The organism is Leifsonia sp. HAY1-4F, assembly GCF_056755275.1.
Genome location: NZ_JBNDHX010000020.1, coordinates 26,145 through 46,131, shown reverse-complemented (window position 1 = coordinate 46,131; position 19,987 = coordinate 26,145). Strand labels below are relative to the sequence as shown.

18 protein-coding genes are annotated in these 19,987 nt (G+C 69.3%); 14 read left to right on the top strand and 4 right to left on the bottom strand.

The window, feature by feature from the left end; translation table 11 throughout:
- A partial coding sequence (locus ACPYOG_RS06495) for a tyrosine-type recombinase/integrase (RefSeq protein WP_481293427.1) occupies positions 1-227 on the top strand: 227 nt, incomplete at its 5' end.
- A 7-nt stretch (positions 228-234) separates the two neighbouring features.
- On the opposite strand, the gene ACPYOG_RS06490 is transcribed toward ACPYOG_RS06495, so the two are convergent.
- Positions 235-822 (bottom strand): M23 family metallopeptidase, encoded by a 588-nt coding sequence (locus ACPYOG_RS06490; protein WP_481293426.1) that lies wholly within the window; start codon positions 820-822, stop codon positions 235-237.
- A gap of 338 nt (positions 823-1,160) precedes the next feature.
- Here ACPYOG_RS06490 and ACPYOG_RS06485 point away from each other — a divergent pair, with 338 nt between their 5' ends.
- The 10 genes from ACPYOG_RS06485 (at position 1,161) to ACPYOG_RS06440 (ending at position 9,565) form a co-directional block, all read left to right on the top strand.
- Entirely contained in the window at positions 1,161-2,597 is a 1,437-nt protein-coding gene (locus tag ACPYOG_RS06485) for a sugar porter family MFS transporter (RefSeq protein ID WP_481293430.1), read from the top strand.
- A 224-nt stretch (positions 2,598-2,821) separates the two neighbouring features.
- The gene (rpsB, locus tag ACPYOG_RS06480; protein WP_481293425.1) at positions 2,822-3,811 is read left to right on the top strand and encodes a 30S ribosomal protein S2; all 990 of its coding nucleotides are present in this window, start codon (positions 2,822-2,824) and stop codon (positions 3,809-3,811) included.
- Positions 3,812-3,858: 47 nt separating this feature from the next.
- Positions 3,859-4,689, top strand: a complete 831-nt coding sequence (gene tsf / locus ACPYOG_RS06475; RefSeq protein ID WP_481293424.1) for a translation elongation factor Ts — start codon at positions 3,859-3,861, stop codon at positions 4,687-4,689.
- Positions 4,690-4,816: 127 nt separating this feature from the next.
- The gene (pyrH, locus tag ACPYOG_RS06470) at positions 4,817-5,545 is read left to right on the top strand and encodes a UMP kinase (RefSeq protein ID WP_481293423.1); all 729 of its coding nucleotides are present in this window, start codon (positions 4,817-4,819) and stop codon (positions 5,543-5,545) included.
- A gap of 57 nt (positions 5,546-5,602) precedes the next feature.
- A complete protein-coding gene (gene frr, locus ACPYOG_RS06465) occupies positions 5,603-6,157 on the top strand; it encodes a ribosome recycling factor (RefSeq protein WP_090040203.1) in 555 nt (184 codons plus the stop codon).
- Between the two features lie 3 nt (positions 6,158-6,160).
- The gene (locus ACPYOG_RS06460; RefSeq protein WP_481293422.1) at positions 6,161-7,135 is read left to right on the top strand and encodes a phosphatidate cytidylyltransferase; all 975 of its coding nucleotides are present in this window, start codon (positions 6,161-6,163) and stop codon (positions 7,133-7,135) included.
- Positions 7,136-7,147: 12 nt separating this feature from the next.
- Complete coding sequence (locus ACPYOG_RS06455; protein WP_481293421.1) at positions 7,148-7,693, top strand: DivIVA domain-containing protein; 546 nt, start codon at positions 7,148-7,150, stop codon at positions 7,691-7,693.
- A 54-nt stretch (positions 7,694-7,747) separates the two neighbouring features.
- The gene (locus ACPYOG_RS06450; protein WP_481293420.1) at positions 7,748-8,440 is read left to right on the top strand and encodes an aggregation-promoting factor C-terminal-like domain-containing protein; all 693 of its coding nucleotides are present in this window, start codon (positions 7,748-7,750) and stop codon (positions 8,438-8,440) included.
- Positions 8,441-8,474: 34 nt separating this feature from the next.
- Positions 8,475-8,774 (top strand): hypothetical protein, encoded by a 300-nt coding sequence (locus tag ACPYOG_RS06445; protein WP_481293419.1) that lies wholly within the window; start codon positions 8,475-8,477, stop codon positions 8,772-8,774.
- Positions 8,775-8,785: 11 nt separating this feature from the next.
- Positions 8,786-9,565 (top strand): alpha/beta hydrolase, encoded by a 780-nt coding sequence (locus ACPYOG_RS06440; protein WP_481293429.1) that lies wholly within the window; start codon positions 8,786-8,788, stop codon positions 9,563-9,565.
- Here ACPYOG_RS06440 and ACPYOG_RS06435 read toward each other — a convergent pair.
- Together ACPYOG_RS06435 and ACPYOG_RS06430 are read right to left on the bottom strand one after the other, a co-directional pair.
- Positions 9,562-10,599 carry an AI-2E family transporter gene (locus ACPYOG_RS06435; protein ID WP_090040191.1) on the bottom strand — a complete coding sequence of 346 codons (1,038 nt, stop codon included), beginning with the start codon at positions 10,597-10,599 and terminating at the stop codon, positions 9,562-9,564. The two genes, ACPYOG_RS06440 and ACPYOG_RS06435, sit on opposite strands and share 4 nt — an antisense overlap.
- A 76-nt stretch (positions 10,600-10,675) precedes the next feature.
- Positions 10,676-13,510: a DivIVA domain-containing protein gene (locus ACPYOG_RS06430; protein ID WP_481293418.1), complete on the bottom strand. Its 2,835-nt coding sequence runs from the start codon at positions 13,508-13,510 to the stop codon at positions 10,676-10,678.
- Between the two features lie 187 nt (positions 13,511-13,697).
- On the opposite strand from ACPYOG_RS06430, the gene ACPYOG_RS06425 reads away from it, so the two are divergent.
- From ACPYOG_RS06425 to ACPYOG_RS06415, 3 genes are all read left to right on the top strand, one after another.
- A complete protein-coding gene (locus ACPYOG_RS06425; protein WP_481293417.1) occupies positions 13,698-15,605 on the top strand; it encodes a DUF8094 domain-containing protein in 1,908 nt (635 codons plus the stop codon).
- A 129-nt stretch (positions 15,606-15,734) separates the two neighbouring features.
- Positions 15,735-16,712 carry a tetratricopeptide repeat protein gene (locus ACPYOG_RS06420; protein WP_481293416.1) on the top strand — a complete coding sequence of 326 codons (978 nt, stop codon included), beginning with the start codon at positions 15,735-15,737 and terminating at the stop codon, positions 16,710-16,712.
- Positions 16,713-16,837: 125 nt separating this feature from the next.
- Complete coding sequence (locus tag ACPYOG_RS06415; RefSeq protein ID WP_481293415.1) at positions 16,838-17,635, top strand: SDR family oxidoreductase; 798 nt, start codon at positions 16,838-16,840, stop codon at positions 17,633-17,635.
- Between the two features lie 64 nt (positions 17,636-17,699).
- On the opposite strand, the gene glgB is transcribed toward ACPYOG_RS06415, so the two are convergent.
- A complete protein-coding gene (gene glgB / locus ACPYOG_RS06410) occupies positions 17,700-19,961 on the bottom strand; it encodes a 1,4-alpha-glucan branching protein GlgB (protein ID WP_481293414.1) in 2,262 nt (753 codons plus the stop codon).
- Between the last annotated feature and the right edge of the window lie 26 nt (positions 19,962-19,987).

Below are 19,987 nucleotides of genomic sequence, written 5' to 3'. Positions count from 1 at the left end.
TCTACCAACTGGTGGCCGGGCTCCTGGCCGATATCCCTGGGCGCGGTCCCTCCGGACCCCACGCCCTCCGCCACACCGCTGCCACGCACCTCCTCGACGGCGGAGCCGACCTCCGTGCTGTGCAGGAACTCCTCGGACACGCGAGCCTCGGCACCACGCAGATCTACACCCACGTCTCCACCGAGCGCCTCAAGGAGGCCTACCGCCTGGCGCACCCGCGGGCGTGAGGCCGCCTCATCGATTTCCGAGGGGGAGGAGGATCGCCGGCGGCACCCGAGCGAAGAAGAGCAGAGGTGAGACGTACTCGCCGTCCACTCGTACGCCGACGTGCAGGCACGCCGCCTGGCAGTGACCGCCGCCTGCGACGGCGCCCACGACGGAGCCCCGTGCGACCACGGTGCCCACCGGCAGTTCCGATGCGACCGGCTCGTAGCTCGAGAGGATGCCGCCGCCGTGATCCAAGGTCAGCACCGGTCGATCGACGACGACGCCGGAGAAGCGGACCACCGCATCGTCCGGCGCACTCACCGGCGTGCCCCTGACGGCGGACAGATCGATGCCGCGATGCCCTGCCGCGTACCGGGTCGCAGGGGCGGCGTAGGGAGCCGTCAGCGAATGCGATGCCAGCGGCCACTCCCATCGCGGTTCCGCGTCCGGCAACATGGTTGAGCTGAGTGAGGCGGTGGTGACCAGTGCCGCTGTGCCAGCGTCTCGCCATTCCACCTCTGCGCCCGCCGACGGCCCCACGGCCGACAGCACGAGAAGGATGAAGGACAAGACCCCGCCCGCCGCCCGGCCTGCGGCCCGCTCAACCACTCTCATCAGCCGCATCCCCGGCCCCCTTCCTTCCACCGAATCGCCCGCTCCCGCGTGGCAACGCCCGATTCGACCACCCTGCCTCCGTCTCGGCATTGAGCGGTCGTCACGGCCTGACTCTGTGGACAACTCCCGCATCCGGCGCCTTGTGAGCACCACTCCACCCCGACATCCCGACTCTTCTCCGGTGCGAGATCGGGGCGTACCGTGACGTCTGCCCCTGGCGGCGCCCCCTCCCGGCACCGCTAAATGCGGGGCGCGACGCGAAGAGGGATGACATGGCTGACGAGAGCAGGAACGTAACCGTAACGACGGACGACAACGCACCACGGCCGACCCCGGCGATGCGGAGGAGGGTCACGGGACTCGCGATCGCCGCGGCCGTCGGTGGATTCTTGTTCGGCTTCGACTCGTCCGTCATCAACGGCGCGGTCAACTCGGTGCAGCACAATTTCGCGCTGAACGCCGTCGTCACCGGCTTCATCGTCGCGATCGCCCTCCTGGGCTGCGCGGCCGGCGCCTTCGCCGCCGGACGGCTCGCCGATCGCTGGGGACGCCTGCGCGTCATGCTGATGGGCGCGGTCCTCTTCCTGGCGAGCTCCATCGGTGCCGGTCTCGCGTTCTCGGCCTGGGATCTGGGCTTCTGGCGCATCGTCGGCGGTCTGGGAATCGGGATCGCCTCCGTCGTCGCGCCCGCCTACATCGCGGAGATCTCGCCGAGGCAGTCGCGCGGCCGTCTGGCCTCATTGCAGCAGCTCGCGATCACCGTCGGAATCTTCGTGGCGCTGCTCTCCGACGCGCTCCTCGCCGGCGTGGCCGGTTCTGCCGACGATCAGCTGTGGCTCGGGCTCGAGGCCTGGAGGTGGATGTTCCTGGTCGGCGTCATCCCGTCGGTCGTCTACGGCATCCTGGCGCTGACGCTGCCCGAGTCTCCGCGGTTCCTGCTCGCCACGGGCCGTCGCGACGAGGCCCGTCGCATCTTCACGACCCTGGTGCCGGAGGACGACGTCGACCGGCAGATCGGGGACATCCAGCGCGCCATCGAGGAGGACAAGGAGGGCGCGAAGGCCACCCTCGCGGGAAACCGGCTCGGCCTCAAGCCGATCGTCTGGATCGGGATCATCCTGTCGGTGTTCCAGCAGTTCGTCGGTATCAACGTGATCTTCTACTACTCCACGACCCTCTGGCGGGCGGTGGGGTTCACCGAGAGCAATTCGCTCCTCATCACCGTGATCACCTCCATCACCAACGTGCTCGTCACGATCGTGGCGATCCTCCTGGTGGACCGCGTGGGCCGGAGGCCGATCCTGCTCACCGGCTCCGTCGGGATGGCCCTGTCCCTCGGCGTCATGGCCCTGTCGTTCGCGTTCGCGGTCAAGCACGACGGTGCCGTGTCCCTCCCGAGCCCCTGGGGGCCGATCGCGCTGGTGGCGGCCAACGTGTTCGTGGTCTGCTTCGGCGCCTCGTGGGGCCCGCTGGTCTGGGTGCTGCTGGGAGAGATCTTCCCGACCCGGATCCGCGGGAAGGCGCTGGGGGTCGCGGCCGCCGCGCAGTGGGTGGCCAACTTCCTCGTGACGGTCTCCTTCCCGGCGATGTCCGACTTCTCGCTACCCTTCACGTACGGGATGTACGCCGTCTTCGCCGCGCTGTCGTTCTTCTTCGTCTTCTTCAAGATCCCGGAGACGAACGGGATGGCGCTGGAGCACGCCGAGACCCTGTTCCGCGAGGCGGGCGGTCGCGCGCGCGGCGTCCAGGTGCGCTCCAGCGGGGACTCGGCCTAGTCCGGCTTCCTGCTACGATGTCTGAAGCACTCCGCTGATCGGAGTGACTACGCGTGCCCGAACGCCCTGCCGGTTCTGCTGGTCGGGGTGGGGCGCGCATCCACCGGTCTCCCATCCATTCTCACGGCGACAGTCGTGCGAGCGGAGGGATGCGGATGCGCGCGGGGCACCAGGAGTGGCGGCCGCCGGCCGTCGCAGACAACCGCAACAAAAGGAGAACGGCAATGGCCGTCGTCACCATGCGCCAGCTGCTCGACAGCGGCGTCCACTTCGGACACCAGACCCGCCGCTGGAACCCGAAGATGAAGCGCTTCATCCTCACCGAGCGCTCGGGCAGCTACATCATCGACCTCCAGCAGTCGCTGGCGTACATCGACAAGACGTACGACTTCGTCCGCGAGACCGTCGCCCACGGCGGCACCATCCTCTTCGTCGGCACCAAGAAGCAGGCTCAGCAGGCGATCGCCGAGCAGGCGACCCGCGTCGGCCAGCCCTACGTCAACCAGCGCTGGCTGGGTGGCCTGCTGACCAACTTCTCGACCGTGTCCAAGCGCCTCGCGCGCATGAAGGAGCTCGAGGAGCTCGACTTCGAGGGCACCACGAGCGGCTTCACCAAGAAGGAGCTGCTCATCAAGAAGCGGGAGCTGGACAAGCTCCACAAGTCGTTGGGCGGCATCCGCAACCTCAGCAAGACGCCGAGCGCGCTCTGGGTGGTCGACACCAAGAAGGAGCACCTCGCGATCGACGAAGCCAAGAAGCTCGGCATCCCGGTCATCGGCATCCTCGACACGAACTGCGACCCGGACGAGGTCCAGTACCCGATCCCGGGCAACGACGACGCGATCCGCTCCGTGACCCTGCTGACCCGCATCGTGGCCGACGCCGCGGCCGAGGGCCTCATCCAGCGTCACCAGAAGCCGGAGGAGGGCGCAGAGCCCGCCGAGCCGCTGGCCGAGTGGGAGCAGGAGCTCCTGCAGACCTCCGACGAGGTCCAGGCGAGCGCCGAGACCACAAAGGCTGCCGACGCCGATCTGGCTGAGGCCAAGACCGATTCGGCCGAGGTCGTCGCCGAGGGTGAGGCCATCGCCGAGGTCGTGGCCGTCGAGGGCGAGTCCACCGAGGCCGCCGCCACCGAGGTCGAGGCCGCCGAGGTCACCGAGGTCGAGCCGGCCGTCGAGGCCGCCGACGCGGACGCGGACGCCGAGTCCAAGTAATCGCGTCCCCCAGAAGTCTTCGAGTAGAAGAAGGTTCCAGTCAGAACATGGCAAACATCAGCATCGCCGACATCAAGTCACTCCGTGAGCAGCTCGGCACGGGCATGGTCGACACCAAGAAGGCGCTCGAGGAGGCCGATGGCGACATCGAGAAGGCCACCGAGATCCTGCGCCTGAAGGGTGCGAAGGGCAACGCGAAGCGCGCCGACCGCTCCACGAGCGAAGGCCTCGTCGCGGCCAAGAAGAACAGCAACGGCACCGCCACGATGATCGAGCTCGCCTGCGAGACCGACTTCGTCGCGAAGGGCGAGAAGTTCATCGCCCTCTCCGAGAAGGTGCTCGACGCGGTCGCAGCCGCCGGCGCGACCACCGTCGAGGAGGGCCTCGCGGCCCCCGCCGGCAGCCAGACCGTCGCCGAGCTCATCGGTGACGAGGCCGCCATCCTCGGCGAGAAGGTGGAGCTCCGCCGCATCGCCGTCGTCAACGGCGAGAACTTCGCGATCTACCTGCACAAGACCTCCAAGGACCTGCCGCCGCAGGTCGGTGTCGTCGTCGGCTACGCCGGTGGCGACGCGGAGACCGCCCGCAGCATCGCGCAGCACATCTCGTTCGCCAACCCGACCTACCTCACCCGAGAGGACGTCCCGGCCGACGAGGTCGAGAACGAGCGTCGCATCGTCGAGGAGATCTCGCGCAACGAGGGCAAGCCCGAGGCCGCGCTCCCGAAGATCATCGAGGGTCGCCTCGGCGCCTTCTTCAAGCAGGTCGCCCTGCTCGAGCAGGAGTACGCCCGCGACAACAAGCTGACCATCGCCCAGGTGCTGAAGGATTCGGGTCTCACCGTCTCCGGCTTCGCCCGGTTCAAGGTCGGCGCGTAAGCAGACGATGAAGGAGTCCGGATCGTGACAACGATCCGGACTCCTTTTCTGTGCGCGGGACGCTCTCCGGCTTCAGCGCGCACCCACTAGCGTTAATCAGAACCACACGGAAGGACGCTCCTCACGCATGTCGGCAGCCACTCAGAGACATCCAGCACAGCGACGCAGGGTCCTTCTCAAGCTCTCGGGCGAGGCGTTCGGAGCCGGCCAGCTGGGCGTCAACCCGGACGTCGTCAGCGGCATCGCGCGTGAGATCGCGCAGGCGGCCGAGGACGTCGAGATCGCCATCGTCGTCGGCGGAGGCAACTTCTTCCGCGGCGCAGAGCTCTCGCAGCGCGGCATGGACCGCGGACGCGCCGACTACATGGGGATGCTCGGGACGGTCATGAACGCGCTGGCCCTCCAGGACTTCCTGGAGCAGGCGGGCGCCGAGACGCGCGTCCAGTCCGCGATCGCGATGACCCAGGTGGCCGAGCCCTACATCCCTCGCCGTGCCGAGCGGCACCTGGAGAAGGGCCGCGTCGTGATCTTCGGGGCGGGCGCGGGCCTGCCGTACTTCTCGACCGACACGGTGGCCGCGCAGCGCGCGCTCGAGATCAGTGCCGATCTGGTCCTCGTCGCCAAGAACGGCGTCGACGGGATGTACGACGACGACCCCCGGACCAATCCGGATGCCCGCAAGATCGAGCAGATCTCGCATCAGGAGGCGCTGCAGCAGAACCTGAAGGCGGTCGACTCGACCGCTCTCAGCCTGTGCATGGACAACGGGATGCCCATGCGGATCTTCGGGATCGAGCCGGCGGGCAACGTCACCGCCGCCCTGCTCGGCGCCGAGATCGGGACACTGCTCGGCTGAGCGGCGCGAGGCGCGCAATAGACTAGACAGCGACCCACCGATGAACAAGGAGACACCGTGATCGCGGATGTGATTTCCGACGCCCGTCAGCGCATGAGCAAGACCGTGGACGCGGCTAAGGAGGAATTCGGCACCGTGAGCGCGGGCCGGGCGAATCCGACTCTGTTCCAGAAGGTGCTCGTGGACTACTACGGCTCGCCGACGCCCCTCGCGCAGCTGGCCGGGCTGCAGAACCCGGAGGCGCGTGTGCTCCTGGTGACGCCGTACGACAAGTCCGCGCTCAAGGAGATCGAGAAGGCGATCGTCAACATGCCGAACCTGTCGGCGAACGTCGGCAACGACGGCGAGATCGTCCGTGTCACGCTCCCCGAGCTCACCGAGGATCGCCGCAAGGAGTTCGTCAAGATCGTGCGCGGCAAGGGCGAGGACGCCAAGGTCGCTCTCCGCAACATCCGCCGCCGCTCCAAGGACGAGCTGGATGCGCTGAAGGGCGAGATCGGCGAGGACGAGCTGGCACGTGCCGAGAAGGAGCTCGAGACCATCACCCGTACGCACGTCGATGCCGTCGACGAGGCGTTGAAGCGCAAGGAAGCCGAACTTCTCGAGGTCTAGCCGATGAGCGACGACAGCAGCCCCGGCCGCCGGGGCAAGGCGAGATCGCGGGAGGAGTTCCGCGCCCAGGTGCAGGCCACCCGTGCGGACTTCGAGAGGCAGGTTCAGGCGCGCAAGGCGCAGCTCGATGCCACCAACGAGCGGATCGCCGCGCGTACCGGACGGAACCTCGTCGTCGCGACGATCATCGGCCTCGCGGTCGGTGCCCTCGTGGTAGTCAGTCTCATCTTCATCAAAGAGTTGTTCCTGGTGTTCGGGATGACGATGGCGGGCTTCGCCACCTTCGAGCTCCTCCAGGCCTTCCGAGGCTCCGGGCGACGGGTGCCCCGGATTCCGTCGGTGGTCGCAGCGGTCGGGATCGTGCCGGCGACGTTCTTCCTGCACGCCGGCGGCCAGCTGGTGTCGCTTTCGGCCGGCATCCTCGTCGTCGTCGTGTGGCGGCTGGTGGAGGAAGTGGCCGTCCCGCGCTCGCGGCGCGGTCCGCGAGCGGTCGGCAAGGACGTCCTGTGGGCCGTCTTCGTGCAGCTGTACGTCAGCCTGCTGGCCAGCTTCACCATCCTGCTCCTCGCGGAGCCCGGTGGGGAGTGGTGGGTGCTGGCGTTCCTCATCCTCGTCGTCTCGGTGGACACGGGGGCGTACGTGAGCGGTCTGTCGTGGGGCAAGCACCCGATGGCCCCCACCATCAGCCCGAAGAAGACCTGGGAGGGCTTCGCCGGGGCGGCCGCCGCTGCGGTGATTGCAGGTATTCTGCTGTCCGTTTTCATGCTCGGCGAGTCGTGGTGGTTCGGCATCGTGTTCGGTGTCGTGCTGCTGCTGACGGCGACGGCCGGCGACCTGGCGGAGTCGCTCATCAAGCGCGATCTGGGCGTCAAGGACATGAGTTCGTGGCTGCCGGGGCACGGCGGCTTCCTCGACCGGCTGGACTCCATCCTCCCCTCGGCAGCGGCCACCTACGTCCTCTTCCTCGTCTTCCGATGACAGAATGGGGGAGTGAGCACCTTCCCCCGAAGCCCCAAGTCCAAGCCGGGCTACAACGTCGATCAGGTGGATGAGTTCCTGCAGACGGCGCGCCGGGCCTACGACGGCGACCAGGACACACCCGAGCTGATGGCCGATGACATCCGCCATGTGGCCTTCGCGATGTCGAAGGGCGGGTATTCGACGACACACGTGGATGCGGCGCTCGAGCGACTCGAAGACGCCTTCGCGGCGCGCGAACGGGAGACGACGCGGGCGAAGCACGGTGACACAGGCTGGTTCGAGGAGGCGCGCACCACGGCGCAGGTCGTGCTGAACCGGCTGGACCGCCCTCTCGGCCACCGGTTCGATCGCGTGAACGTCCTCACGCTCGGGTACAACCGCAACGACGTCGACCGGTTCGCGAACCGTCTGGTGCGCTATTTCCAGGACGGACGGCCGATGAGCGTCGAGGAGGTGCGGACGGTCACCTTCCGCGAGCAGCGTGGCGGATATCGCGAAGTCCAGGTCGATCTGCTGCTCGACAGTGTCACCGATGTCATGCTGGCCGTTCGCTGAATGCGCGGCTCGATTCTTGGGTTTCGGCCGAATCTCCGTTATCGTTCTGTGATCGTGGGTAGACGAGAAGCAGCAGAGATCGTGCCGCTGACTCCGGCCAACCCGGTCGGCGTCGCGTTCAGACGTTCCCGGCGTCCGCACATCCGGTCACGGGCCGCCCTCTGGGGATTCGCATTCACGGCAGCCGTAGGCTTCGCGCTGGTGAACGTGGTCGACCCGTTCTCCGGCACGACCACCACGCCGGCCTACGCGGAGGCGCAGCAGAACATCCCCGCATCGTCGCGTTACGGCGGCGCTCCGACCCAGACGTTGACGGCGCCCGAGTCCGCAGCCTTGACGGTGACGCGCGACACCCTGGCGGTCAAGCAGAAGCCCACGCCGACACCGACGCCCACTCCGACGCCGACCAAGTCGTCGTCCGGCGGAGGCGGCGCCCCGTCGGCGCCTGTCCCCGACCCCGGCACCGCGAAGGCGATCGCCTACCAGATGGTCCACGACCGGGGATGGGGAGACGACCAGTATTCCTGCCTCGTGCAGCTGTGGAATCACGAGTCGGGCTGGCGTGTCAACGCGTCCAACCCGAGCGGCGCCTACGGCATCCCGCAGGCTCTCCCCGGAAGCAAGATGGGTCCGGGGTGGGAGACCGATGCGGGCGTTCAGATCACGTGGGGCCTGGGCTACGTCGCCGGTCGCTACGGAACCCCGTGCGGTGCCTGGTCGGTGTGGCAGTCCCAGGGCTGGTACTGACCGGGCCGGTTCTGACCGCACCTAGACTGGAGAGATGCCGCGCAGCAACCGACCCCGAGGCCGCCAGAGCGGCCCGAGGGACGAAGAGCCGGACGGCCTGGAGCGCCTGCTCAGCGGCTGGCGGCGCACCGAGACCCGACGTGGCGTCGAGTGGAACGTGCAACCCGTCTCTGCGGCGCAGGCCCAGAAGAGCTACGTCTGCCCGGGGTGCAGCCGCGACATCCCGCCCGGGGTGGCGCATCTCGTCATCTGGCGGGCTGACGGCGTCCTGGGCGACGCGGCGGATCTCGCGGCACGCCGACACTGGCACGAGTCCTGCTGGAGGATCGTATGAGCACCGACCCGATGAGCACCGACCCGGCCGGCACCGACCCGAACGGGACGGTCGCACCGGTGGAGATCCGCGGGGGCGTGGAGCTGCCCGCTCGTCGCGAGGACATCGAACTTCGCACGCGTGACGGCCTGATCCTCGTCGGCGAGCTCTCCAGCCCGCTTGAGCGCGAACCGGCCGCGACGCTGGTCACGCTGCACCCGCTCCCGACCGGTGGCGGGTTCATGGATTCGCACATCCTCCGGAAGGCCGCAGGACGCCTCCCGGCGCTGGCCGACATCGCGGTGCTCCGGTTCAACACCCGCGGGACGTCGTCTCCGCGAGGCCGTAGCGAGGGCGCCTTCGACGAGGGCATCGGCGAGCGCTTCGATCTGGAGGCGGCGATGGCGTTCGTCACCGAGCGCGGCCTCCCGCACCCCTGGCTCCTGGGATGGTCCTTCGGAACCGAGCTGGCGCTGATGTACGGGCGGGGGTTCCCGGTGGACGGGGTCATCCTGCTCTCCCCGCCGCTGCATCGCGCGAAGCCGGAGCACCTGGCCGCCTGGGCGGGGGACCGGCGGCCGATCGTCGCCCTCATCCCGGAACACGACAACTATCTCCGGCCGGCAGAGGCGGAGAAGCGCTTCGCCCCGTTGCCTCAGGTCGAGCTGGTGGATGTGGAGGGCGGCAAGCACCTGTGGGTGGGGGAGAACCAGACCCGCCGCGTGCTCAGCGAGATCGTCGAACGTCTCAACCCGTCGGCCCTGCCTCTGCCGGCGCAATGGCCTCCGGTGGCGGAGAGTGCTCCGCTCTAGAGCTCGTTCTGACGGGGGATGAGGACCTGTTTGACGATCAGCAGGATCGCCGCGGCGAACGGGATGGCGACCAGCGCGCCGAGGATGCCGAGCAGCGTGCCGCCGGCGAGGGCGGCGACGACGACCAGTGCGCCCGGGACGGAGACGGCCCGGTTCATGATGCGCGGACTGAGGAAGTACGCCTCCACCTGCATGTAGGCCAGGTAGTAGATGGCGGCGGTGATGGCAGTCGGCGGTCCGGAGAGGAAGCAGACCGCAACGATGATGACCGAGCCGGTGATCGTCCCGACCAGCGGGATCAGCGAGAAGAAGAAGGCGATCGACGCGAGCAGGATCGGGAACTTCGCGCCGATCACGGTCAGGAAGATGGCGCTGAGCACGCCGTTGACCAACGCCAGCGCGACCTGCCCCATGACGTACTTGCCGACGGCGTCGGTGATCTGGTCGCCGAGGTCGGCGAAGCGCGCCCGGCGGGAGGCCGGAACGAGCTGGTAGGCGGAGCGTTTGATGCTCGGCAGCGACGCGGTGAAGTAGATCGTCAGGATGACGACGATGAGCACGCCGAACAGGCCCTGGACGATGCCGACGCCGGTCTGCAGAACCTTCGACGTGATGTCGGGCAGGTTCTGCTGCAGCCATTGCGTGACAGCATCGATGTTCTGCTGGTTGACCACGGAGGGGAACTGATGCTGGAGGCCGAGGAACCAGTTCTCGGCTCCGCCGTTGTTCACCCAGGTGATGGTGTTCTGGACCAGCTGGGTCGCCTGGCTGACGGCGACCGGAACGATGGCCCAGATCAGGCCGATGAAAGCGCCGATGATCACGACGAGGGAGACGACGAGAGCCAGCCAGCGCGGGAAGCTGCGACGCTCGAGGAACGCGATCAGCGGTTCGATGCCCAGGGCGAGGAACAGTGCGGCACCGATGTAGGTGATGATCGTCGCGAGGCTCGTGACCGAGCTGAGGATGAGGATCCCGAGCCCGACGCCGAGCGTACCGATCAGGCCCACGCGGAACGGGTTCTGGATCTTCACGTATCCCCCAAGGTTCGAGACGCCGGCTGTGATCGGACGCCGGCTGTGATCGGACGTCGGCTGCGACGCCGGATGGTCAGTCGCGGTCGGAGGACACCTGCTCGGCCTGCTGGAGCACACCTCGAAGGTTCTCGAAGTAGCCGGCCACCGCCTCGCGCTCAATCCTAATCTGGGCGAGTCGCTCTTCCGCGTCGGCGACCAGGCGTTGCGTCCGCTCCTCGGTCTCCTCGAGGATGGCAGCGGCCCGCTCCTCCGCGTCCCGGACGATCCCGGCGGCGACCTCCTCGGCCTGCTTGCGCGAGTCCGTCACCGTGCGGCGGCCCTCGATCTGGAAGGCCTCCGCCTCCGAGCGGGCCTGGGCCGTCCGCTTGACGGCATCGGCGAGCTGCAGGTTGGCCTCGTCGAGGTACTTCTGGGTCTGGGCGACCGCTTCCTGGTGGCGCGCGAGGTGCTCCTTCTCGGCTTCGTCGCGCCGGGCGCGCAGTTCGACGTCGAGGTCGATGCGTGCCTGCTCGATCTCGCGGGTGCGCGCAGCGACCTCATCCAGGGTCGTGGTGCGCAGCTGCTCGAGCTCGCCGTCGAGCGCCGTGCGGTTGTTCACGGCCTCCTCCTCGAAGGCCGCCTTGCGCTCGGCGAGCTCCGCCTCCAGCGCCGTGCGGGCCTCGGCGAGCTCTCGCGCCAGGGTGGCGCGCGCCTCGGCCGTCTCCTTCTCGAGGGCGGCCCGGGTCTGCTGCGTCTCGTCGGCGAAGGCCACCCGGAGGCGCTCGGACTCGCGCTCGAGCTCCAGTCGCTGCTGCTCCCGCTGGTCGGCCAGCTCGTTCGCGGTGGATTCGCGCTGATCAGCCAGCTCGAGCGCGGTACGCCGGACGTCCTCGGCGAGACGGCTTCTGGTCTCCTCCGTCTCGGCGGCAAGGGTCGCCTTCGTCGTCTCGACGTCCCTCGCCAGGCGCTTCGTGGTCTGCTCCACCTCGGTGGCGAGAGCCGACTTCGTCGTCGCGACCTCGGTCTCCAGGGCGGACTTCGTCTGCTCCACTTCGGCGGCGAGCTCGTTCTTGGTCTGCTCGACCTCGGCTGCCAGTTCGGTCCGTGTGCGCTCGACCTCGTCGGCCAGCGCGGCCTTCGTGGTGGTGACCTCGGTCTCGAGGGCCGACTTCGTCTGCTCGACCTCGGCGGCGAGAGCGGCCTTGGTCGTCGTCACCTCGGTGTCGAGGGCGGACTTCGACTGCTCGACCTCGGTGGCCAGCGCCGAGGTCGTGGACTCGACCTCGGCGGCGAGGCGGGCGCGCTCCGCGGTCAGCTCCGCCTCGACGGCGCTTCTCTCGCGCGCGATCTCGTCGGCCAGGGCGGTACGCGCCGTGTCGACCTCTGTGGCCAGCTGCGCTCGCAGCTCGGCTGCCTCCGCATCGAGTTCGCGGCGCTGCCGGTCCGCCTCGGCGGCAAGACGCGCCCGGGCCTGCTCGATCTCGGTAGCGAGCTCGCTCGCCGTCTGCTCGCGGTCGGCCGCGAGCTGCGCGGTGGTCGCGGCGCGGTCCGCCTCGAGCGTGGCGCGGGTCTCGGTCTTCTCCTTCTCCAGAGTGGTTCGGGTCTGGAGCGTGTCATCGGCGAGCCGCTTCGTCGTCCGCTCGACCTCCTCGGCGAGGGCCGACTTGGTGGTGGTGACCTCGTTCTCGAGGGCGGCGCGTGTGGAGGTCACCTCGTTCTCGAGCGCGGAGCGCGTCGTCGTGACCTCGGTCTCCAGCTCGGACTTCGTCCGGGTGACCTCCTCGGTCAGCGCGGAGCGGGTGCGGGTGACCTCGTCGGCCAGCTCTGCTTTCGTCCGCTCGACCTCGTCCGTCAGCGCGCGGCGTTCGGCGCTCACGTCGGCCTCGAGCGCAGAGCGGGTCTGCGTGACCTCTGCGGCAAGCGCCGCCTTCGTCTGCTGAACCTCTGCGGCGAGGGACTTCGTGGTCTGCTCGACCTCGGTGGCGAGTGCGAGGCGGCGGGTCTTCTCCTCGTTCTCCAGGTCGGCGCGGGTCTGTGCGACGTCGGAGGCGAGGACGGAGCGCTGCTCCTCGACCTCGGCGGCGAGGTCCGCCCGGGCCTGGGCGGCCTCAGCGGCGAGGGTGTTGCGGGTCTCGGCTTCCTGAGCCGCGAGACGATCCGCGGTCTCCGCCACACGGCGGTCGAGCTCGAGGCGGGTCTGCGCCGCTTCGCGTTCGAAGGCGGCGCGGTCATCCGCCAGTGCGTTCTCGAGCTCGGAGCGCCGCGCAGCGATGGTGCGGTCGAGCTCGGCGGCTTCGGCGCGCGCCGCCTCGGCCTCACGGGAGGCGACGGCCTTCAGCTCTGCGGCCTCGCGGTCCGCCTCCGCGCGGACCGCTGCGGCCTCGCGCTTGCTCGTTGCGCGCACCTCTGCGGCTTCCGTGGCGACCGCCCCGCGGATGGCCGCAGCCTCGCGCATGGCGTCGTTGAGCAGGGTCTCCTTGTCGGAGCGCGTCTTCGCGAGGAGCTCGCCGGACTCGATCTGGGCGTCCTCGAGCAGCGTGGTGGCGCGGGCCTGGGCGTCGGCGAGCACCCGCTCGGCCTGGGCGGCGGCCGCCTTCTTGATCTTCTCGATCTCGGCGGCGACACCGGCGCGCAGCCTCTCGGCGTCGATGTCGGCCTGGGCGATGAGGCGCGTCGACTGCTCCTCGGCCACCCGGAGCGTGTTCTCGAGCTTGGTGCCGAGCCCCGAATAGGTCGGGCTGCCGACTTCCTCGATCTCGGCGTTCAGGTCCTCGATCCGCGCCTGCAGCCGCTTGACCTCCTTGAGGGCGTCCGCAGACTGCGTGTTCGACTTGATCAGTTCGCGCCGCAGCTCCTGCAGCGCCTTGTCGACCTCGTCCTTGTCGTAGCCTCGGAAGACCTGCGTGAAGTTGGATTCGTCGGTGGCCACTGTTGCTACTCCTGGGGGATCTTCGGGTCGACTCGCCGCGCGCGTGCCGGGTCGATCCTACAATTCAGGGGTAGGCGCCCGCACCGCATGCGCCTGTGCGCACGGAAGGGTTAGCTGCCTCTCAGGCATGTCCGATATCGTCGGGTGACTGTGCCCGCCCCCGAACTACGGCACACGAGGAGCTTTTTTGCGTTTCGTACTCGCCATCGTCGCGTTCGTCGTCGCCGCGGTCATGATCGTGGCCGGGATCGCCCAGCGTACCGTCTTCGCACCTCCCACCCATGTCGAAGCCGGCACGTCCATCGCCGGAGACGCGCGTTTCGTGGTGATCGACGGGTCCGTGCTGAACGCGCATCCCGGGCAGCAGACCCTCCGGGTGACGGGTGCGCCCGACCCCACCAAGCAGGTGGTGGCTTACGGCCGCACAGCGGACATGAAGGCGTGGCTGGAAGACCAGAAGTACGTCGCCGTCGGGTATCGGAAGACCACGGGCACCCTGACGACGAAGAGCGTCACGGCCAAGCCGGCGCCGTCCGGCGACGTGCACAGCAGCGGAACGGGGACTCCGGCGCCGACGGAGACGCCTGCACCGACCCCCAGCCCGGCGCCGTCCGCGTCCGCCGGCGCGACCGCCGCTACGGGGTCGACCACGAAGACCAGCGGCCCGAACCCCGCCGGCTCCGATCTCTGGCTCGAGGAGTTCGACGGGACGGCCGCGCAGGTCACGCGGATGAACATCCCGAACGACGTCAGCGTGATCGTCGCCTCGGACGGCAACAAACCGGCGCCCTCGCACGTGACGGTGACCTGGCCGGTGGATTCCAGCACCCCGTGGGCCTTTCCGCTGATCATCGGTGGCCTCGGCCTCCTCCTGATCGGCATCGTCCTCTATCTGTGGGGGCTCTACACCCACCGCCGCGCGCGCGGCCCACGGCGCAAGAGCGGTCCGAAGATGCCCAAGCTTCCGAAAGCCCCGAAGTACAAGCCGACGGCGATGATCGAGACCACCCCGCGCGGACGCCGTTCCACACGGCGCGCCCGCGTCATCCTCCCCGCCGCCCTCGCCGGAGCCCTGGCGCTGACCGGCTGCACGGCCGGCACGAGCGCGTCGAACACGCCGGCGAAGACGGCCACGCCGCTCACCACCCAGGCGCCGAACCCGAAGGACCAGCTGCCGCCGGCGGTCACCGTCCCGCAGCTCGAGCGCATCGTCAAGCGGATCTCGGATTCGGCGACCCAGGCCGACGCCAAGGCCAGCCCCGACCTGGCGAAGGTCCGCTTCACCGGTCCGGCGCTCCAGCTCCGCGAGGCGAACTACGCCATCCGCGCGAAGAAGGCGGACGAGCCGCCGCTTCCGGCCATCCCGGCCAGCCCCATCGTGCTGTCGCTGCCGCAGGCGACCGACACGTGGCCTCGGATGGTCGCGGCCGTGATCCAGACGCCGAAGGATGCCAAGGGCAACGACCAGGCGCCGATCGCCCTCACGATGGTGCAGGCGACGCCGCGCGAGAACTATCAGGTGGAGTACGCGGTCTCGCTCGAGCCCAAGGCCAAGGTCCCGAACCTGGCGCCGGCGAGTATCGGCTCCGCGGTCGTCCCGCCCGACTCGAAGCTGCTCGCCCTTCCCCCCGGGAAGCTGGCGGCTGCGTATTCCGACATCCTGATGAACGGCGAGAAGAGCCGGTACGCGGACCTGTTCGACAGCGCGTCCGACCAGTTGCAGCCGCAGGTGGGAGCCGCATGGAAGCAGAAGCAGCAGCAGCAGCTGGCCGCGCAGTTCGGGAACACCTCGTCCCTCTCGTGGACCCCGGGCACCGGTCCCGGCGACGTGATCGCCATGGCGACGAACGACTCCGGCGCCATCGTGTGGGTGAACCCGCGCGAGACCCAGCTGCACAAGGTCACCGAGGCGGGAGCCCAGGTGATCGCGGGTGCGACCACGGCGGCGCTGAGCGGCGTGGCCTCCTCCAACACCGGCATCGAGTCGGTGTTCGACTACCAGCTGGCGTTCTACGTCCCGCCCGCCGGCTCCAAGGAGAAGATCCGGCTGCTCGGCTACGCACAGGGCCTGGTCTCGGCGAAGCAGGTCGGCTGAGCCGAGCCGGCCCCGGCCGCAGTGGCCGCCTGGCCGACCCGGGCCGCCCGGGGCGGACCGGGGGAGCGCGACGCGAGTATCCTTGATACTGGTGCTGCACCGCTTACGAAGCGCGCATCTGGAGGAACAATGAGCAACGTCCCGCCCCCGCCCACCAACCTGCGCGGAGCCGTCGACCTCAGCTCGCTGGTCAGCCGGCAAGCCCAGGCCGGCACGCCGGCCGAGTCGGCGACCGGCCAGCCGCCCGCCGAAGCTCTGACGCTGCCCAGCCTGTACTTCGAGGGCACCGACGCGAACTTCAACGACTTCATCGACCTGTCGATGCGCGTGCCCGTGATCGTCGACCTCGGCGCCGAGTGGTCGGAGCCGTGGAAGCAGCTTACGTCGCTCCTCGACCGTCTGATCGCCGGCTTCGGCGGCCGCCTGGTGATCGTGAAGGTCGATGTGGATGCGAATCCGCAGCTCGCGCAGGCTTTCCAGGCGCAGTCGGTTCCGGCTGTGGCGGCCCTCGTCGCCGGGCGTCCGGTGCAGCTGTTCGTCGGAGCGCCGCCGGAGGACCAGCTCCGCGACGTCTTCGAGCAGCTGCTCGAACTCGCCGCCCAGAACGGCGTGACCGGCACGGTCACCGTCGAGGGCGGGGAGGCGCCAGGAGACGTGGAGGGTGCGGCCGCGGAGCCGGCGCCCGAACCGCCGCTGCCACCGCTGCATGCGGAGGCGTACGACGCGATCGAGCGTGGCGACTTCGAGGCGGCGATCCAGGCGTACCGCACGGCGATCGCACAGGATCCGCGCGATTCGCTCGCGGTGGCCGGCCTTGCGCAGGTGAGCCTGCTTGCGCGGCTGAGCGGCCACACGTCGGACGAGTTGCGCGCTGCGGCGGCCGAGGCGCCGAAGGATGTTGCGGCGCAGCTCGGCGTCGCCGACCTCGACATCTCCGGTGGGCACGTCGAGGACGCGTTCGACCGCCTCCTCAAGCTCTTCCCGACACTCGACGCCGCGGGCAAGGAGGAGGTGCGCACGCGCATCCTCGAGTATTTCGAGATCGTCGGCGCTGACGACCCGCGTGTGGGCAAGGCGCGGGCTAGGCTGGCCTCGCTGCTGTACTGAGCCGCCCCCCTGCACGTCCCCCCGCGCAGCGGCCGACGGCCGTCCATCGCCCGTCTCGCTGTCGGCCCTCCCACGGGAGGCCGGGTTCCGCCACGGGCTCGCCCCCAATGGAGGAGTGACTGCGCATGTCCCGTGTTCTCGTCGTCGGAGGCACCGGCCTGGCCGGTCGGGCCGTGACCGCTGAAGCGATCGAGCGGGGGCACGACGTGGTGGTCGCCGCACGCCGGGTTCCCGACGACGACGCGGATCCGTACGTCCCGGGGGCGTCGTACGTCACCGCCGATCTCGTGACCGGAGTCGGGCTGGAGGAGGCGGTGGATGGCGTGGATGTCGTCATCGACACGAGCAACGCGCTGGGCAAGCAGGCGGCGAACGTGTTCGCGACGGGTGCCCAGAACCTCGTGCACACTGCGGCACGCTTCGGCGTGAGCCGGGCGGTGCTGCTCTCCATCGTGGGCGCCGATCGCTCCGCCTACGGCTACTACCGGGCCAAGGTCTCGCAGGAGCGGGCCTATCTGGACTCGGCGCTCGACACCTGCATCGTCCGGGCCACGCAGTTCCACGACTTCGTCACCGCCATCATCGACCGTGGCCGGCCCTTCGGCGCGTTCCTGTCGCCCACCAGGACGAAGTTCCAGCCCATCGCGGTCACGGATGTCGCCCGCGTCCTCGTCGACGCCGGGGAGAGCATGCGCGAGGGCAGGGCGCAACCGGACACCATCATCCACATCGGCGGCCCGCGCGTGGAGTCCGCCCGGGCGCTCGCCGAGCAGCGCAAGCGCGCCACGGGCAGCCGCCGCTTCATTCTGCCGGTCCGGCTCGGCGGTCCCCTCGGCGCCACCTGGCGCGCTGGGCGCAACCTCGTTCCGGAGAATGCCGTGGACGGCGTCCGCTACGGCGCCTGGCTCGACTCAGGCGCCTGAACGGCGCGTCAGCCCGTCAGCCCGTCGGTTCGTCCGTCGGTCGGCCCGTCAACCCGTCGGCCCCTCAGCGTCGCGGCTTGAGCCAGAGCGCTCCGAGCGGCGGCAGGTTCAGCACCGCCGACGCCGGGCGTCCCATCCACGGCTCGTCCACCGCGGTCACCGCGCCGAAGTTGCCGACACCGGAGCCGCCGAAGGTCTCCGCATCCGTGTTGAGGAGCTCCTCCCACTCGCCGGCGAAGGGCAGCCCGACACGGTAGTCGTTGTGCGGGTTGCCGGAGAAGTTGAACAGCACGGCGATGGGCTCGCCGTCCCGGTCCTTCCGCAGGAACGCGAGGACGTTTCCCTGCGCGTCCGATCCGTCCAGCCATTCGAAGCCGCGCGGCTCGTTGTCGCAGATCCAGAGCGCCGGATTGTCGCGGTAGACGGCATTCAACTGCGCCACGAGCTTCCACAGGCCGCGGTGGGCCGGCTGGTCGAGGATCCACCAGTCCAGCCCCCGCTCCTCGCTCCATTCCGAGGGCTGGCCGAACTCCTGACCCATGAACAGCAGCTGCTTGCCGGGGTGCGCCCACATGAACGCGAGGAACGCCCGGACGTTCGCCAGCTGCTGCCAGTGGTCGCCCGGCATCTTGGTCAGCAGCGAGCCTTTGCCGTGCACGACCTCGTCGTGACTGATCGGCAGCAGGAAGTTCTCACTCCAGGCGTACACGAACGAGAACGTGATCTCGCTGTGGTGGTAGCTGCGGTACATCGGGTTCTCGTGGATGTACTGCAGCGCGTCGTGCATCCAGCCCATGTTCCACTTCAGGCCGAAGCCGAGGCCGCCGGAGGAGGTAGGGGCGGTGACGCCGGTGTAGCTGGTCGACTCCTCGGCGATCATCACCGTGCCCGGGTTGCGCTTGTAGGCGGTCGCCGTGACCTCCTGCAGGAAGCCGATCGCCTCCAGGTTCTCCCGGCCGCCGTGGATATTCGGCTCCCACTCGCCGTCCTCACGCGAGTAGTCGAGGTAGAGCATGGAGGCGACGGCGTCGACACGCAGCCCGTCGACGTGGAACTCCTCCAGCCAGTACAGAGCGTTGGCGACGAGGAAGTTGCGCACCTGGGAGTTGCCGTAGTCGAAGATGTAGGTGCCCCAGTCCTTGTGCTCTCCGCGCCGCGGGTCCGGGTGCTCGTAGAGCGCCTGGCCGTCGAAGCGGGCGAGCGCCCAGTCGTCCTTGGGGAAGTGGCCGGGGACCCAGTCGAGGATGACGCCGATGCCGGCCTGGTGCAGCCGGTCGATGAGGTACTTGAGGTCGTCGGGCGAGCCGAACCGGCTGGTCGGGGCGTAGTAGCCGGTCACCTGGTAGCCCCACGAACCGCCGAAGGGATGCTCCGACAGCGGCAGGAACTCGATGTGCGTGTACCCGAGGGCGCCGACGTAGTCGATGAGCTCGTCGGCCGCCTCGCGGTAGCCGAGCCCCGGCCTCCAGGAGCCGAGGTGGAGCTCGTAGACGCTCATCGGGCCCGCGTGGGGGTCGCGCCCGGCGCGGGCGCGCATCCACTCGTCGTCGGCCCACTCGTGGCGGCTGACGGTGATGCGGGAGGCCGTGGCCGGCGGGGTCTCGGCGAACTGGGCGACCGGGTCGATCTTTCGGACCCAGCGGCCGTCCTGACCGAGGATGTCGTACTTGTAGATCTGGCCCTCGGTGAGCCCGGGGATGAACAGCTCCCAGACGCCGGAGGCGCCCATGTTCCTCATGGCGTACAGGGTGCCGTCCCAGCCGTTGAAGTCGCCGACTACGCGGACCGCGCGGGCGTGCGGCGCCCAGACGGCGAATCCGGTCCCGACGACACCGCCGAGGTCGCGCACGTGCGCGCCCAGAGCCGTCCAGAGGGTCTCGTGGCGTCCCTCGGCGATCAGGTGCAGGTCGAGCTGGCCGATGGTCGGCAGGAAGCGGTACGGGTCGTCCGCGGTCCAGACGCTGCCGTCCCCGTACCGCGCCTCGATCTCGTAGGCGCCGGGGCCGACGATGTCGATGCCCTGCCAGACGCCGTGCCCGATGTGGCCGAGCTCCAGGTGGGCGCCGTTCGCGAGGATCGCGAAGACCTCGGTGGCGAGGGGCCTGAGGGTGCGGATCACGGTGACCGGGTCGGCGATCCCAGGCGATGTGACCTCGTGCTGGCCGAGCACCGCGTGGGGGTCGTGGTGGCTGCCCGCCGCGATGGCGGCGAGCACAGCGTCGTCCAGGGCAGGCAGGTCGACGACGGCGGCACCGCTGTAGTTCCTGGGCTCGGGGCTGTACGGCTCAGGGCTGTGCGGGTCGGACTCCGGACGGATCGTGGACATGCGCGAACTCCTCAGGTCTCGGTTCA

Excerpts from the sequence above, each read along its gene's own strand:
- ACPYOG_RS06490 (WP_481293426.1), bottom strand. The coding sequence starts at position 822 with ATGAGAGTGGTTGAGCGGGCCGCAGGCCGGGCGGCGGGCGGGGTCTTG.
- ACPYOG_RS06485 (WP_481293430.1), top strand. The coding sequence starts at position 1,161 with ATGCGGAGGAGGGTCACGGGACTCGCGATCGCCGCGGCCGTCGGTGGA.
- rpsB (WP_481293425.1), top strand. The coding sequence starts at position 2,822 with ATGGCCGTCGTCACCATGCGCCAGCTGCTCGACAGCGGCGTCCACTTC.
- tsf (WP_481293424.1), top strand. The coding sequence starts at position 3,859 with ATGGCAAACATCAGCATCGCCGACATCAAGTCACTCCGTGAGCAGCTC.
- pyrH (WP_481293423.1), top strand. The coding sequence starts at position 4,817 with ATGTCGGCAGCCACTCAGAGACATCCAGCACAGCGACGCAGGGTCCTT.
- ACPYOG_RS06460 (WP_481293422.1), top strand. The coding sequence starts at position 6,161 with ATGAGCGACGACAGCAGCCCCGGCCGCCGGGGCAAGGCGAGATCGCGG.
- ACPYOG_RS06445 (WP_481293419.1), top strand. The coding sequence starts at position 8,475 with ATGCCGCGCAGCAACCGACCCCGAGGCCGCCAGAGCGGCCCGAGGGAC.
- ACPYOG_RS06440 (WP_481293429.1), top strand. The coding sequence starts at position 8,786 with ATGAGCACCGACCCGGCCGGCACCGACCCGAACGGGACGGTCGCACCG.
- ACPYOG_RS06420 (WP_481293416.1), top strand. The coding sequence starts at position 15,735 with ATGAGCAACGTCCCGCCCCCGCCCACCAACCTGCGCGGAGCCGTCGAC.
- ACPYOG_RS06415 (WP_481293415.1), top strand. The coding sequence starts at position 16,838 with ATGTCCCGTGTTCTCGTCGTCGGAGGCACCGGCCTGGCCGGTCGGGCC.
- glgB (WP_481293414.1), bottom strand. The coding sequence starts at position 19,961 with ATGTCCACGATCCGTCCGGAGTCCGACCCGCACAGCCCTGAGCCGTAC.